Annotated in this window: 17 protein-coding genes; 2 read left to right on the forward strand and 15 right to left on the reverse strand. The window is 31.2% G+C overall.

The window, feature by feature from the left end; translation table 11 throughout:
* Positions 1-147: 147 nt before the first annotated feature.
* From JT739_RS11470 to JT739_RS11485, 4 genes are all read right to left on the reverse strand, one after another.
* Positions 148-609, reverse strand: coding sequence for a hypothetical protein (locus JT739_RS11470; RefSeq protein ID WP_237661264.1), 462 nt, complete (start codon positions 607-609; stop codon positions 148-150).
* A 707-nt stretch (positions 610-1316) separates the two neighbouring features.
* Positions 1317-1535 carry a hypothetical protein gene (locus JT739_RS11475; protein ID WP_237661265.1) on the reverse strand — a complete coding sequence of 73 codons (219 nt, stop codon included), beginning with the start codon at positions 1533-1535 and terminating at the stop codon, positions 1317-1319.
* A gap of 379 nt (positions 1536-1914) precedes the next feature.
* Positions 1915-2727: a hypothetical protein gene (locus tag JT739_RS11480; protein WP_237661266.1), complete on the reverse strand. Its 813-nt coding sequence runs from the start codon at positions 2725-2727 to the stop codon at positions 1915-1917.
* A 161-nt stretch (positions 2728-2888) separates the two neighbouring features.
* Positions 2889-4943: an ATP-dependent endonuclease gene (locus tag JT739_RS11485; RefSeq protein ID WP_237661267.1), complete on the reverse strand. Its 2055-nt coding sequence runs from the start codon at positions 4941-4943 to the stop codon at positions 2889-2891.
* A 287-nt stretch (positions 4944-5230) separates the two neighbouring features.
* Here JT739_RS11485 and JT739_RS11490 point away from each other — a divergent pair, with 287 nt between their 5' ends.
* Positions 5231-6121 (forward strand): tyrosine-type recombinase/integrase, encoded by an 891-nt coding sequence (locus tag JT739_RS11490; RefSeq protein ID WP_237661268.1) that lies wholly within the window; start codon positions 5231-5233, stop codon positions 6119-6121.
* A gap of 522 nt (positions 6122-6643) precedes the next feature.
* Here the strand turns inward: JT739_RS11490 and JT739_RS11495 are convergent.
* The 6 genes from JT739_RS11495 to JT739_RS11520 form a co-directional block, all read right to left on the reverse strand.
* Entirely contained in the window at positions 6644-8239 is a 1596-nt protein-coding gene (locus JT739_RS11495; protein WP_237661269.1) for a hypothetical protein, read from the reverse strand.
* Between the two features lie 151 nt (positions 8240-8390).
* Entirely contained in the window at positions 8391-10355 is a 1965-nt protein-coding gene (locus tag JT739_RS11500; protein WP_237661270.1) for an S-layer homology domain-containing protein, read from the reverse strand.
* A gap of 142 nt (positions 10356-10497) precedes the next feature.
* Entirely contained in the window at positions 10498-11532 is a 1035-nt protein-coding gene (locus tag JT739_RS11505; protein WP_237661271.1) for an S-layer homology domain-containing protein, read from the reverse strand.
* A gap of 95 nt (positions 11533-11627) precedes the next feature.
* Positions 11628-12410, reverse strand: a complete 783-nt coding sequence (locus JT739_RS11510; RefSeq protein ID WP_237661272.1) for a hypothetical protein — start codon at positions 12408-12410, stop codon at positions 11628-11630.
* 22 nt (positions 12411-12432) lie between these two features.
* The gene (locus JT739_RS11515) at positions 12433-12765 is read right to left on the reverse strand and encodes a hypothetical protein (RefSeq protein WP_237661273.1); all 333 of its coding nucleotides are present in this window, start codon (positions 12763-12765) and stop codon (positions 12433-12435) included.
* A gap of 20 nt (positions 12766-12785) precedes the next feature.
* Complete coding sequence (locus JT739_RS11520; protein WP_237661274.1) at positions 12786-13490, reverse strand: hypothetical protein; 705 nt, start codon at positions 13488-13490, stop codon at positions 12786-12788.
* A gap of 355 nt (positions 13491-13845) precedes the next feature.
* On the opposite strand from JT739_RS11520, the gene JT739_RS11525 reads away from it, so the two are divergent.
* Positions 13846-14181, forward strand: a complete 336-nt coding sequence (locus tag JT739_RS11525) for a helix-turn-helix domain-containing protein (protein WP_237661275.1) — start codon at positions 13846-13848, stop codon at positions 14179-14181.
* A gap of 18 nt (positions 14182-14199) precedes the next feature.
* Here JT739_RS11525 and JT739_RS11530 read toward each other — a convergent pair whose 3' ends face one another.
* The 5 genes from JT739_RS11530 to JT739_RS11550 form a co-directional block, all read right to left on the reverse strand.
* Positions 14200-14478, reverse strand: coding sequence for a hypothetical protein (locus JT739_RS11530; protein WP_237661276.1), 279 nt, complete (start codon positions 14476-14478; stop codon positions 14200-14202).
* A gap of 201 nt (positions 14479-14679) precedes the next feature.
* Entirely contained in the window at positions 14680-15183 is a 504-nt protein-coding gene (locus tag JT739_RS12985; protein ID WP_237661277.1) for a GAF domain-containing protein, read from the reverse strand.
* Between the two features lie 42 nt (positions 15184-15225).
* Positions 15226-15699: an NUDIX domain-containing protein gene (locus JT739_RS11540; RefSeq protein ID WP_237661278.1), complete on the reverse strand. Its 474-nt coding sequence runs from the start codon at positions 15697-15699 to the stop codon at positions 15226-15228.
* A gap of 17 nt (positions 15700-15716) precedes the next feature.
* Entirely contained in the window at positions 15717-16175 is a 459-nt protein-coding gene (locus JT739_RS11545; protein ID WP_237661279.1) for a methyltransferase domain-containing protein, read from the reverse strand.
* Between the two features lie 200 nt (positions 16176-16375).
* Positions 16376-16465, reverse strand: coding sequence for a hypothetical protein (locus JT739_RS11550; protein WP_255688752.1), 90 nt, complete (start codon positions 16463-16465; stop codon positions 16376-16378).
* Positions 16466-16471 lie beyond the last annotated feature (6 nt).

The following is a 16471-nucleotide window of genomic DNA, read 5'->3' on the forward strand; positions in this document are numbered from 1 at the left end:
TCTTTAAAATATGTTCAACAGTATTTTCATCTAGATGTAGACGGCTATGTGAAATTCCCACAAATACCACACGCCCTTTTTTTCTTGTTGATAAAATTGCCTGCCTACAATTATTTTACACTATGCTATCTATGCCTTTTCATTATTTTACTGAAGCATTCCACCTTCGAATTTATAGTTTTTTAAGTAATTCCAATATGTGTTGACTTCATTACTATCAAGCATTCCGAAGATGTCTTCAATCTCATCATAAAAATCCTTGTATGCTTTGCATATAGAAGGCCTCATTTTCCCCCTTAAATGAGGTAGTGTATAATTGCAAAATACTAAATCCCTTATGACAAGAAACTCTGCAATACTTGTTTCTAAAATAACTTCTTTTTGATTATAAGGCTCGGTTATAAGAATATATAGTTTAACCATTAACATCTCGGCATTGCCTATATATTCATATATTGCAAAGTTATTTACTACCTCTTCTTCATTACCCAATACTTCAAGAAGTCTATCTACCTGCTGCAATAAAATGAATAGTAATTTTTTAGGAATTACAACTTGAATATTTTCTTCATTGAATTTTGAATAAATTTCTTCCGATTTTAAAAGCATAAAATAAGCCCTCCTTATATCTATAAAATTCCTATTTCTAAACTGTGTATAATATAAAGAGGGCTACGCATTCTTATCAAGTATTACTTCATCTTTTACTTTTAGTAAAATGGTTTGTTTTTATTCACAGAAATTAATCAACTTCATATCAACACCATTCTAACATATCGGTTGATATAATCTTGGATATCATCCCAAACCTACCATTGTTTACAATTTTAATATTTTCTCTGCCGCTGTAATATTTATAATTACTTGTATTCTCAGGTGGTTTGCAGTATGTAATTAATAATGATTCTACGTCATTTAGTTTCTTTGAAGAGAATTTTTTGCCTGGTTCAAATGATAGCACTCCAAATCTAACATACAACTGTCCTCGATATAGATGCAGCCATTCTTTAGTATGTTCATTAATTCGATTTAAAAAAGAACGTTCAGTTTTACCTATATATAGAAGTGTTTCATTATTACCAAATACTCTATATATTGCATAAATTCCTATTTCATTTACTATATCATATCATTCAATATTCTGTAGTTTGTATGGTCCATGCCATGTTATTGTGATTTCTTCCATTCCTTCTTCACCTCATAATTTTTAATCGTTATATCATGAGTTCCTTTATAACGTATAATTATCCTATCAACAATTATTTATTGGAAACCATAATACTCAACTCATCTGGATAATCCGTTTATAGTCAACTCTAATCTAAATTAAACTTCTTCAGGTCTTCTTTTAAATCATCTATATTTCTATAGTAACACTCCACATATTCATAATAAATATCATCATTGTTTTCTACACAAAGATTTGTTCTATAAAATATATCTAGCCTCTCATCAAAGCCTTTATCAACTTGTACGCCATTAAGCATAAAAGTTTGTAATACAGTGAAATTCCCGAAAATCGTCACACCTCTCATTAATAAATCACTCCATTCAGTATTGATTTTGATATATTATATAAGCATCATTTTGTAAATCAACTTTTTGGAGTAATTTTTAAACTATGGAAAGGCCTATTAATCAAATTAAACCTTTTGGTTTATATCTTTTTACTATTTAGTAAAGATAATCTAAACTAAGATAGAATTAATGCTTTTACAGAATAATTAAAAGAAAATTCATGATAATTTATAAAATAAATTGAGACACTTAAGATATAACTTAGTGAAAACAATAAGAAGTAGAAATTGCTAAATTGCAAAGATTCAAATATCAACAAAACGCTTTATTAGTATAAAAAATAGCAAAGGATGGAATTATAAAATTCCATCCTTTGCTATAATAATCCTAATAAATTTAAAATTTATCAATATCTTCCACTCTAAAATACTCCATATTAGTTGCTTTAATATTATTCTTTGCTACTATCTTTATTTGTTCTGATTCCTCAGTAGACAACTGACCTTTTGATACTAGTAATTTTAATAATTCATCATTTAAATTTTTGACATATGACAATATATCCATAATGTTACTAAATTCAGGCTGGAAAAACTTCGAAATAGGTGATTCTTCGTTGTCGTAAATATCTTCTACAAGTACAATATCTTTTTTAATATAACCATCATTTTCTGACCAGATAATTTTGCCAAATCTCATTTTTTTAACTTCATCACTAATACCTTTTCTTATTACATCAAAGTACTTATTCCCATTTGTAGCCTTATCAAGTTTTTCTGCATCTTTTTTGGATAATTTTATTTTTGCTTGTATTATGATAGCATTATCATATGTTTCCGTAAATTCATAAGGTACAACCTCAACTCCTGCAATAACTAAACTGTCTATTTTTAATTTTTCTATTTCTTCTAAGTATAACGTATAAGTATAAATAGTATTTTCATCCGTATAGTTTCCAGTATAACTGTAAGAATGGTTTACTAACTTATACTCCTTAATATTAACACCATTATTATCAGTACTAAAAATCCCTCCATTCTTTACTTCATGCAATTTGTTATTAAAAGCATCATTCAGAGTTTTACCTCTAATTTGCAAATTGAACGAAAGTGTCTCAAGTTGTTTTCCTGTATGTACTGACAATTTTGGTTCACCATAATTAACATTTGATGCATTAATTATATAGTCTGATAACTTAAACCTCAACATAATATCCACCCCTTTTATACAAATAATGGACAAGTTAAATATACCATAAATCACTAATATTCGTCTATGTAGATAAATTCTACAATAAAAATGCAAAATTTGTTTAAATTATCAAATTATTAAACTATTTCGTACGTAAATACAATTATTGTCTTAATTATTTAAACTAAGTTATTTATCACTTCAACATAATCTTCAATGTCAAGTACTTGCTCTATTTCAATATCACCGTTATTTATTAGTTCTGATAACTTTATAATTTTTAACTCTTTTTGATTCGCAAATCCTAAATCTTCAATTATTTTTTGACCCTCATCAGTAATATAATCTTCTAGTTCCCCTTTTTTTAGTATAAAAATATTACTTGCTTTTAATTTATCTATGTATTTGTAAACTTTAGTTTTTATATCTTTATAATTTTCTAATATTCTATAATTTACTTTTTTAGTTACTTTGGGTCTCACATACTGCCATATTTCTTTTAACTTGTCATTATATTCTTCAGTAGCACAAATTTCGTCTAAAACATCACATAATAATTTGGCATCCATGCTTTTATCAGGTTTTAACAGTTTTTTTCTTATATCTTTACTCTTTAACCAAGGCTCATTAGTTGGTATTATTTCATTTAATGACTTTCTAATATCATTTAATTCTTCCTGAGAAAAATCATTTATAAATTCGCCAATATCTTCTAAACCTTTATGAAGAATATCAAAATCAGCAATAACATAATATTCAATTCCTAAACATGCTAATACCTCCATATATGGCTTGAAGAAAGATTTTCCCCCTACTTTGGCCACACTAATATTATTATAATCTAAAAAACCTTTTTCGTTATAATGATGCTCTGCTATTAACGGTATTAAATATTCCTCACCACCTTCTACCAATATAACTTTATCTGCAAAAAATATTTCTGCATTTTTAGTTGATATTATATTTTGTATTTTTGCCAATTCTTTATGCTTATCTGTTTCCATTTCTATACGTCTTGTTTTTGTTTTTCCATTAACCTTCTTAACCAATATTATATTGCCTATATCAGTGTTTTTAATAAACTCAGATGAGTGAGTTGTAATAATCACCTGATTTCTATTAGTAGAATTAAGGTTAACAAACTCATCAAATTTATTTGAGACAACTCTTCTAGCCTGAGGATGTAAATATATTTCTGGCTCTTCAACCACAAGCAGTGATGAGTTTTTATGAAATTTACTACAATAATAAGAAAATAATGATATTATGACTGCACTCTGAATGCCTGTCCCTTTATCCTCTAATAAACCTTCAACACCATCATTAACAAATATATTTATTCCTTTATAAATATCATCTTTAGTATTTTGGAGAAGTTGGAAGGATATACTATTATGATAAATAGCCTTTTTGATTTTTTCTTCAATATCTGATGTAGCGTTTGTAAAGATATCATCAGTAATCTCTTTAATTTGACTGAGTTTTTTATCTATTTCTCTTTTTTTACTGGAATTACAATTTTCCCAAATATCTCTTATTAATCTTCCATACCAACTCCATGTATTAATCCTAAGTTCTTTATTTATATCTCTTACTGCAGATAAAATTGCACTTGTAATCAGCGAATTCTTCAAATCATTAGTAAACTTACATCTATAATATTGGTTATCATGCTTTAAAAAAATTGAATATGTTTTTGAATAATTACTTTGCTGATTATCCATATCATAATCTTTATTTTCAATTATGACATTTTTCATAACAGCATAATAAATATATAACTCTTGTGTATTTCTAAAAATATCAAACAACTCATTTGTATCCTTATAATATTTTCTATTACTTAGAGTATCAAAATTTTTTATAAGTAGTTCAGGATTTTTGCTTTCTTCAAAAAAGTCCTCTATAAGATTCTTATCTCCAACAGGTGCTAACCATGCTCCACTAATACTTTTAAATAATTCTTCATTTATGTCATTTCCCTCTAATTTCACTGCTATAAAAAACGCTTTTTTTGTCTTTTCTATTCCATCTTCGTAATATGTAAAAAAGTCTTTTTCATTTATATCTAAATATACTGGACTCTTCTCTCCTAGTACTAAATCTAATGCTTTAACAATATTACTCTTTCCAGAATTATTTTTACCTATCAATACATTCTTCCCAGGTCTAAAATAAATACTTTCTTTTTCAATACTTCTAAAATTTCTTATTAAAAGTTTTGATACAAACATATCTTTCCTCCTTAATTAGGATAGAACGATATACTTAGATTTTACACCATTATATACCATATAAGAAGAATTTTCCACAAAACTTGTCAACAAAAACGGGATTTTGTGGAGAATACAATCAAAATCAAGTGCCATTTTATCTTATTTTGAGGTAATAAGCCCTTAAAAATTGTCCACAAAACTTTTTAGCCTTACTTTTAAACTTGAAATCTACCTGGTATATAAACTTGAATTTAACCTTATGTATCCTTAAAATCATAGTAAAATTTAAGTAAGGGAGTTTAGTCATGGATACTAAGGAATATTATTTGGATGATTTTGTAGATTATTTAAATAAAAACGATAAATCAAGTGGAACAATATCAACTTATACTACCAATATCAATGATTTTATAAAATACTACACCGAGTCATATGGTGAAAAATTTATCCCAGGAAATGTAATCATGATGGACTTACAAGACTACCGGAATTATCTCTTAAATATCAAGCGCCAAAAAGCATCTACCATAAATAATAAAATTGCAGCACTAAAAGAATATTTTTACTTTCTTCAAAGTCATAGCATTATTAAAAACAATCCTGCTGAAAATCTAAAGAAGATACGTACAAATAAACCTACTGCTCCAAAGGGTTTTTCTGACTCAGACTTTAGGAAAATCAAAAGATATGTGTATAGAAGTCAAAAAATTCTATGGATAGTAGTTTTTGAGTTATTATCAAAAACTGGAGTCAGGGTCAGTGAACTTATAAATATCCGCCTTTGTGACATTACCATAAATGACCGCTCTGGAAATCTAAGAGTTATAGGTAAAAATCAAAAAGAAAGGAATATTCCTCTTCATTTAGATGTCAGAAAGGCTATAATTTCATATATAGAAGAAAGAGATAAAATGTCCATATCTTCTGATTATCTTTTAATAAGCGAAAGGAAACGCCCTTTTACCCGCTCTGGAATCTTTAAAATACTAAAACGCTGGGCAAATGATACCAATATTAAAATTCATCCTCATATGTTCAGACATCACTTTGCAATTCAAATTCTAAATACACCTAATGCTGATATTAATACTGTACAGTTGTTGTTAGGACATGAAAGTATAGAAAGCAGCGCCATTTATCTTAAAGTGAGACAGGAGGATTTGGAAGAAAGTATTAATGCTATATCAGATTATTAGAAACAAATTTACCTTTAGTTTCAGACTAAAAAACAGGCTCATATTGCCTGTTTTTTGCTATATATAATACTTACTATTTTCTTTTCATAATGCCTATTATTGCAGCAATGGCTACAATTGTAATACATACTATAAGGCTTATTATTACATATTTCATAACTCCTACCCTACCTTCTTTATCCTTTACAGGACTTAGGGATAAGGGGTAAGTTTGACCTTATCCCTTTTTCTCCTTACTCCTAATTCTCTAACTATTCTGCTTTATCACCTTCCACTCTCTTCTGTTATCTATCATTAAATACAGTGTAACTATTAAGAACGGTATAATAGCCAGTAACCTGTATTCATAAAACATTCTCTGATAAAAATAATAAAGCAGGAAAAATACTATATATGCAACTGCGGTTGGTATTACTATATTAAGCATAATATTTATTTTCTTTTTCATCGATAATCATCCCCTCTGTAATATAAATTTATAAGATAATTGTAGCGCGCATAAAAAAATTTGTCAGGTCCAATTTAAAATTTGAAATATATATGTAATAAAATATTCATAACCTTACCCCTTATTCCTATTCCCTTATTAGCAATTGTCCCACCATTAGGAATTGTAAATGGTCCAAGTGAAACGGTACTACCTTGTGCTGTTTTCCCTTCTCCTGTAACATAGAGTTCTGTTGCTTTCCATGTTTGTCTATAACTACATGAGGTGCTATCAGTTACCCATGCACCAACACATTCATACCAACAATCAGTATCACAATGTCTGTTCCCATTTTCATCAGTCCAGCAGTCTCTATCACATTCTCTTCTTTTTGTATAGCATGGGTCATAATACTTGTAACTCCTGCTTTCGGAAGAAGTCATTACTACCGTTTCTTTAGAAGCCTCAACTGTAACTTTTACATTAATATCCTGATTAACCCAGTTGTCTCTGTTCCCTAGAATATCTGCGGACTGATAAGGGTCAAATGTTATACTTCCTGTAGGCTGACTACCACCATTTTCAATTGGTTCATAATAGAAATACACATAATGGTGTTCACGGTCAGCCGTTAAATTAATTGTTCTGGTAATGGCTTGGTCACCTGTAACAATTTCAACATCATCTTTTCCACCCTGACCAGTATAGTTAAAAGCACTATGATGAATTTTATAACCTGGGAAGGTCAAACCTGTAACTTCTACTGGTATCGTTTCACCAGGCTTAATATCGTATAACCCCCAAATTAAAGGTTTTCCACCAGGGTCTAATCTTTCTCCAGTAGTAGTCCAATGTGTATATTGAACTGTTTTTTGTACAATTACATCCTCTTTTTTGAATATGCATTTTTTACCAAAATAGTCTTTGAACATTCCTGGGTCTAGCCATTGTCTGGCTCCTGCTGCTCCTCTTTTGTCAATATCCCATTGAGTAACTTTTTCTCGATTTGTCATATGATTAGTTGCCAAAGATGTTCCATGTTGAGTTAAATAATATTCTCCTCTGTTTTGAGGTGGTGCTTGGTCATTTCCTATAACCCTTCTGTCATCAGTCATAATTGCATTAGTCTGCATTGTTCCTGCTTCCCTAATACTAATAATTGCATCAAAGTAAATCTCTACGCCTTGTGCAAATTTTGTAGAAAGATAGTCTTGGGTAATTGTGTTTGGAAAATCTTCAAGCAAACATTCAATAATACTACCTTTATATTTTTGATTCGTAGAAGGAGAAATCGGAACGGCGAAGGGAGTATATATCCTTCCATTATCCCTTTCATTTACCCCTAACCAGTTTGGATATATCCATGTTAAATATTTGGTCGAGCCGTCAAGAGGTTCAAACCTTACTTGCCATCCAATAGTTGCAAATCTAATAACATTTATACTTGAGGCTGCCCTGGCTTCATTTACAAATGTAAGTGTTTGGCTTTCTGGTGAAAATACTACTCCAGAACCATGTATAGTATACCATTCAAGGGGTGTTCTACCTCCTAATTCTGGCAACCGCAAGTCGTCATTTGCATATACTTGAGTCAATTGTGTTATCTGAAATAAAGGAGAGAAATTTAAAAGCAGTAAAATTATTATCATATACATACTGAATTTAATTTTTATAACCTTATTTCCACACATCTATATTTTCACCTCCTTACTCGTCAGTATTTATGTTTATTATAAGTTTCTGTGTTATAAATTCAAATTTTTAATAAATTCAAATTTTTAATATAAAAAAGAAGGGTAATAACAACCCTTCTTTTTCAACTTCAACAGATATTAAAATTTTTTATTTAAGATATTCCATAGGCCTGAAAGAACTTAAATCATAATGCTTTGTATAATTAATTGGGGAGAACTTCCATCTATCCCTAAACTCTCTAACTCCATCCACTGTATTTGCCATTACAATTACTATGTCTTTTTCATACCATTTGCCTGCTTCTAATCCTTGTTCTTTTAAAAACATTGGGTCAGTTGGAGGATAATAAATTATTCTTAATGTTGCCCTAACCATAGGAGTCATGTTGATATAACCCAAAGATTCATCCGTTATTAATTCTGCTTGAGAAACTACTTTATACTTTTTATATTTTTCAATCTCTTGTTTCAATATTTCATCTGCAAAAATCATATCTTCAATTTTTCTATCGTTTCCTTCTTCATCTATATAACCATTAACAGGGAGACCAGGATTATGATAAAAGAGTACTCTTGTTTCATAATTCCCTACCCCGCTTATTCCTCCACCATATGGACTATAGTATTTTGATTGAGCGTCTAAAGTCCTATAATCAACAGTATATTTATTGTTAAAATACAATTCACCTACTAATTTATGGTCTTTCAATATGTCAGTTTTTACTTCGGTATTATAGAAATTAAACATAAAATATTTCTCTTTGTCCAACTTCAATGGATATTCATACAGCCTCTTATTAACATATGGTGAAGTTGAACGCCAGATTTCCGCATTCGATGGTTTTTCTACTTCAGGCATAGGTTTTTCTTCTAGTTTTCTGATATTTACAGCAAGTTTACTTAATACTTCATCTGAACTTAATGAACTGTATTCTTTAACTTTATTTATCCACTTTTGTGCTTCTTCTTTTGTTAAAAAGTCATAAGGCTTTAATTCTTTATTATTGTTGGTATCAATTATACCCGCTAGATATAAAGTAATCATTTCCTTTTGATAGTTTGGAGTTATCATTCGAATATCTTTTACATAACCCCTATAATTTTCCCAATAAACTAAAGTGAAATATTGCTTGCCTATATTATTAATTAATTTATTGATTTGATACGGCTGAAGTTTATGGTTTCGTGTATAGCCTTTAATAAACAAATCATTATCACCTGAAGTAAATAAAGCAGGCATATCCGTTAAATCATCCATAATTCTTGCTATTGTTAAAGTGGCTTCTCTTCTCAAAATAGGCTTTTCATAAGATGGATATTCTGCGGAAGACCTTACATAACCTTTTTCATAAGCATACTCCATAGTAGCCTCTTTTCCCATAGCCTTTAGTAACTGGGTTGTGAACTCCCTTACACTCAAAGTATTACTTAAATCTATTGGCAATTGAGGAATTTTTCTTTGGTTTTTTTCCAGAAATCTCATAAGAATAGTACATGCTTCTGCTCTTGTAGCGTTTTTACCAAATCCAAAACTTCCATCAGAGAATCCTGATGTAATTCCAGAAACAAATACTTTTAATGCAATGTCTTTTGAATCAGGGTCAAGGGTTGAGTAATCAGTAATAAGGTAAGAGTACTCTTTATAGTTTTCAGGAATATCTAAACTAAATCCTTTTCCCTTAGCACTTGTTCCTGTCCCCGCCCTGACAATCATCCTTGCCATTTCGCCACGGGTAATATATCGGGTATAATTTGTAAATTCTCCGTCTTGAATAATACCTAATTCCTTAGCCCTATTGATATAACTATCTGCCCAATAATTACTTTGAGAAGGTTTGATATTTTCATCAATAGCAGAAACTAAGATTTTAATAAATTCGTCTACTCGGATTTGAGCGCTTGGCTTGAATGTATTATCAGAATACCCTGAGATTAACCCTCTTCTTGTTAATTCCATTACATCTTTATAGAACCAGTCAGTTTCCTTTACATCAGTAAAATGTATAGGGGTACTTGCAAACACTTTTGTCTGAGATACCAGTCCAGTGGGCAAAATCATGCTTAATACCATGATTAATGCCATAATCTTAAATAAATATTTTGTTCTCTTCATTATAAAAAATCCTCCTTCAACTTTAACTCGTAAGGATTTTATATTAATCTATCCGCAGAGTATATATGATTAATCTCCCATCTGCAATATATTGAAAGATGGGAGAGCAAAACTTATATATACTTTTATTATCCGTTCTTTTTTACTGAACTATATCGTCAGAAATTACACTCCAAAATTGATTATCGTCAATCTTAAGTCTTACTTTATGTTTTTTTGTACCGCCATCTGACAATTTTACAGTTATATCACACTCAACCGTAGAGTTATCAATAATTTTTTCACTCGTTCTAATATAATCATAAAAAGTATCAGAGTATTTTTGACCAAAATATTCATATAATTTTTCTGCCGGATATGTGTCTATCCATTTCTGAGTTAGATTATCACCAGGATAGATTTCGTCCAGCAAAATCTTTAGTTCTTCAGCAGAAAAAGTAGTAAGACCATTTTTCCTTTTCTCAAAAACAGATGCTGCGTTTGGTATTTGTTTTTCTTCATATAATGTATTACTGAAATCTGCAGGCAACTGGGGAATTCTTCTTTGGTCTTTTTCGAGAAATCTCATAAGGATTGCACATGCTTCTGCCCTTGTAGCGTTTTTATTAAATCCAATAGTTCCGTCTGGAAAACCTGAAATAATCCCCGAAGTAAAGATTTTCAATGCAGTATCCTGTGAATTAGGGTCAAGGGTTGAGTAATCAGTGATAAGGGAAGAATACTCTTTATAGTTTTCAGGAACATCCAAACTTATTCCTTGCTCCTTAATACTACTGTCTGTACCCGCTCTAACAATCATTCTCGCCATTTCTCCACGGGTTATATATCTTTCATAATCATTAAACTCACCATCTTTAATAATTCCAAGTTCTTTTGCTTTATTTATGTAACCTTCTGCCCAATACCCACCTTTTGATACATCTACTTGATAACCAATGGCTGAAATTAATATCTTTGTAAACTCCGATACCCTAATATTATTCTGTGGTTTAAAAGTCCCGTCAGGATACCCTCCTATATATCCTTTTTCCACTAACTTTGATACTGTTGGGTAAAACCAATCTGTCTTCTTAACATCAGAAAATTGAATTTCTGAAGATGCATGTACCATAACTGGATTTAATGGAGCAGTAATTAACATTATTCCAATTAATATGAGGAAAAATAGTTTTCTCATACGAAATGCCTCCTTCACCCAAATTAAGTCATATCTAATATATTTATACAAGTGCCTTTTTTAAGCCTTAAAACCTGCTTAACACTTGCTCAATATTATTCCTCTACTTTTCTTACAGCATATACTGTATCGTTGTAATCTCCTCTCATATACTCGATTACATCATCTTTCTGCAAACCTTCCAGCATTTCAGGGGGAACATTTACCATAGTATAAGTTTTTACAAGGGTACTGCCAGGAGGAATAATATCTATTGTGTTGTTTTCAAGGTCTACTTTCTGGAATTCCCCTTGCACTCTTTCTAATCCCACTTCTTTATCCAGAAGGGTTAAATTCAGCAAATCTTTCCCGTCTGTATACCTGATAAATTGTCCTTTAAACGGTTTGTGTGCAAGAATAAACAGCATTTCGTGACTTTGGGGGGTTCCTTTTTCCACTTTTTCCAAAGTGATGTGATACACTTCATCGATATAATTAATTCCCTTTATAACAAATGCTCCGTTTTGTGCCCAAATAAAAAAGCCACTTCCTTCTGCATATTCCCCTTCTTTAATCTCTTTTCCTGTAATCAAAAACCCTTCCATTCCAAAAATCTTACCATTATTTCGTTCAACAATATATTCGTTCTGAGGGTCTGACAAATCCCTGATAGTATACTCTTCTGTTTTCTGAGGAATTCCAAACAACTCTGTGTTTCCGTCATTCTTTTGCGTATTTTGAGGTTTTTCTTCGCTGGCAGTATTCCCGTTATCTACGGTGTTTTCAATATTTGTATCAGTGTTCCCCGAAACTTCGTTATTTCCTTTGTTTTGGCCACAACCAGTGATTGCAACCAACATAAGCAGTAAAACAAGCAACATTGAAATAACCTTTTTCATTTTATTCACTCCTGTAAAAATTTTAATGTATAAAAACCTTATCTACCGATATAATGGCTTCTGCGAAAAGGCCTTGTATAAAAATACCTATAAAAACTATTACTGAAAGTATCAATGCAATAATTGACTTTGCTAACCCTTTAAGTTGTTTTCTAGATGATAATACACGTACTAATGATATCATGCTGGTAACAAAAGTGACAACAGATAATATCATCAGCGGTTTGCTTATCCATGACATTATTTTTATAAAAGTATATGGTGTGTTAAGCATCATAATAAAGATAAATACATTCAACACTATAGTACCCAACACAGTGTATATGCAAATGTCTGCGAGTCTTGAATTTCTCATAAAAGCCCTCCAAAATTTCACTATTCTGAAACATCCCGAATATACTCAATAACATCCTTCATATTTTCTTTATCCTTCCCTTTTGACCAATCGAATCCGACGTAAAATTTTTGGACTACTTCCTTTTCAAAGGGTTTCTTTTTCATTGTACCCTTTAAAATGTATCGATATGTGAATTCCATCGGATATATATCAAAATCAACCTTTTCAAAGCCATTAGGGAAAGAAATTTCCGTTATTTTGATGTCGTTATCTTCCATGTATTTCTTTACTTTCCCTACAGGGTCCTGGGTTTCTAATTCTGGTGACAATCCAAACTTAGTCGCACTTTCGTCACCAAGACGGCTATACTTTAAGTAGTTATCAATCATATTTTTGAATATTTCTTTAATATCTTCTTCATTCTTTTCCTTTATAGTTTGCGTGATAATGAATTTATCGCCGTTATCAGCAAACTTCCCTACCCTCTCAGTAGACACATTTTCCATTTCAGTAAGGAATTTTTCAAGGTCTTCTGACATAAACCCAACAATCCGCATAGAAGCATAGTCCATGTACATCTCTTTATATGTGTCTTTGTTCAAAACAATATCTTCCATGTAATCTATCTTTATATCATTTTCGGGCGAATTGGTAAAAGGTAACTCTTTTTCTGAACAGCCCATTAAACTAAGGATTACTATAAAACAAAATAAAGTGTAAACAATTTTGTATCTGCCTTTCATACGGTTTCTTCTCCTCTCAACTTGCTTTGTTATTTGCTTCTAAAACATATTACCTCTAAAAAAATATTTATATTTTGACTTTTATTTGTTGAATACTTAACACAACGTTATTAAACCACTTCCTTTTTTACTTCATATTAATGACCTTATAAAAAGTTATACAACGCGTGTCCCTAAGCACCTCTCTCACTTTACTTATTTTAATAGTGTTACTGCAACAACTGCTAAATAAGTATCATGACATGGTAAATGATACCAATTTATTATATATAATTTAAACTATTATTACAATATGTCCTTTTAGTTTATTCAGAATCACTCCTAAAAATTGTTAGATTGTAGAGGGGTGATTTGAATGGACTATAAGCGTTTAGGCAAAAGGATAAAGGAAGAACGGCTAAAGAAAAACCTAACCCAGGAGCAGTTGGCTGAAGCCGTTGAAATTTCAAGCGTTTATGTGAGCCACATTGAAAGCGGGTCTGCAAAACCAAGCCTCAAAACCCTCGTTGATATCTGTAATGCTCTCGGTATAACCCCCGATTTTGTCTTATATGATTCTTTATATAAATCAAGAGAATACATAAAAGATGAAATAGCAAATCTTCTTAAAGACTGCTCCGAGGATAATTTACGCTTGATTGTGAAACTGATTAAGGCAGTTGTAGAAGAGCAAGGTGGGCAAAAAAAATAAGCCGTGAAGGCTTATTTTTTATTTCCCATTTATTACTTTTCTTATCTGTTCCATATTTTGTGTTTCCGAAACCAGTCTTACCCATTCCATCAAAGTACTCTGATTTTCCTGATTCATAATACTGTTATAAATATCGTCTGGCAGAGTATCTGCTTTCTTTAATAAAAGTATTAGTATTGCCTCCTTTATACCTTCTTTAACCCCTTCTTGTTTTATTAAAAATCCCAGTTCAGTATTTAATAATTTTTCTTTAAAGCACTTACTAAAACAATTATTCATCTGGCATGCTGTTCCCATACTTTTCACCTCAATATTAAATTCCAGCGGATATTTCAGCAAAGTACTTTTCTTAGTCCATTTATCCTTTATAGAATGCTGAATTCCTATTAATTTAAAGAAATAATAAAAGAGGATTAAAGTATGTTTCAAGTTTTATTGATAATTTCAAGTGCATTTTTATAATATTTTATTTGTTCTATTTGCTTGCCCTTTTATTGATTATTCAAACTGTTCTGGCCAGTCAATATACTGATTTAGAATATTTACAAAACTGCTTAATCCTTCAGAATCCTGTTTATCTAATCTGGCTTTAACAGGGCTGTCAATATCTAAAACACCTATCAATTTATCATCCTTTATAATGGGTAGAACAATTTCCGATTGGGATGCAGCATCACAAGCAATATGACCTGGAAATTCATTTACATCCTCCACCACCTGTATTTTTCTTGTCTTTGCTGCAGTACCACAGACTCCTTTTCCTAAAGCGATGCGGACACAGGCTGGTTTCCCCTGAAATGGTCCCAAAATCAATTCTCCGCCTTTATATAAATAAAATCCTGCCCAGTTAATATCAGGCAGCAATAGATATAGTAAAGCAGACGCATTAGATATACCTGCGAGCCAGTCTGTTTCTTCACTAATTAAACCAACGAGATATGTGTTTAATTGCTTATAAAACTCCTGCTTATTTTGAGCATTTATATTTCCTATCTCAAACACCGTTATAATTCTCCATTCATTTTCTTGTTCTTCAAAAATACATTATTTCCACCATTTCTGGCCGAGATAACTATTATGTCCTCTAAAATCATTCTTTAAATCTTCCCAGAACCTGTCCCGCAGTATCTCAGGGAATACTGCTACAGGTAAATTCTCTATATCGTATCTCGAAAGAAATCTGACATCAATAATATACTGCTCTTTAAGTTCTGGGTCCGTACCTCTTTCAATCTGACAGTCCTTAACATTTGCAGTAAAAAACAGTTCAACATGATGTATGTTGTTTTTACAGTCTAAAAATTCTCTTACGTATACCAGCCTTTGTGGAATACATGTTATTTTGCATTCTTCCTTAACTTCACGGATAATAGCATCTGTTGCACTTTCTTCTCCTTCCAGCCCTCCACCTGGAAGCGTCCACCATTCTTCTCCTGTTTTGGGGTGTCTATGGTGTACTAAAAGAAGTTCATTGTTTTTATTTAAAATTATGGTTGCTGCTCTTACTCGAAAGTACATATATGCATACTCCTTTTCTACTTTCTCCCTATCACGGCATAAAAATACTCATTTATATCAACAGCAGCAACATCCTTAAACCCATTATCCTTAATCACTCTCTCCACATATGCTTTATCCAGCCTGTGCTCTAAAGGAGGACCCCAATCTCTCTTCGTTTTTTGCCATTCTACCACTACAATTCTTCCGCCTTCAGCCATTATCCGCTTAACCTCATTTAAGAACTTATGCATATTTTCAACTTCATGCAGCATTGTACATATAAAAGCATAAGTTACAACCCCGTCATCAACTTTCAGGTCATTTTCTTCGGTAACAATAGTTTTTATATTAGTAATATTATTTTCTTCCGCTTTCTTCTCAACTTCCTGAATCATTTCAAACGATATATCCATAGCAAACACTTTACCAGTTTCACCGACTACCTCCGATGCAGGTATAGTAAAATACCCAATACCGCAGCCGATATCCGCCATTATATCTCCATGCTGTAATCATAAGTTTTCAAGAGTTTTATATGGAGGGAGAAATTCTTTCTTTTTTCATTATCAAGTTTATGCCTGTTGCTTATATTAAACTTATGCGCCATTTCTGCATAACCTCCTGTGATTCAATGTTTATTTTACCATATCATTTTTCTTCAATCTATATATACCAATTCTAAACCCCCATCCACTTAATTTACAATAATGTCAGTAAAATAAACATCGACAATTCTTCCGCCATTTAATAATTGATTTAAAGCTTCTTTGATTTCCTTCCTCAGCTCTTC

It is taken from the genome of Tepidanaerobacter sp. GT38 (genome assembly GCF_021991635.1).
Lineage (GTDB): Bacteria > Bacillota > Thermosediminibacteria > Thermosediminibacterales > Tepidanaerobacteraceae > DTU063.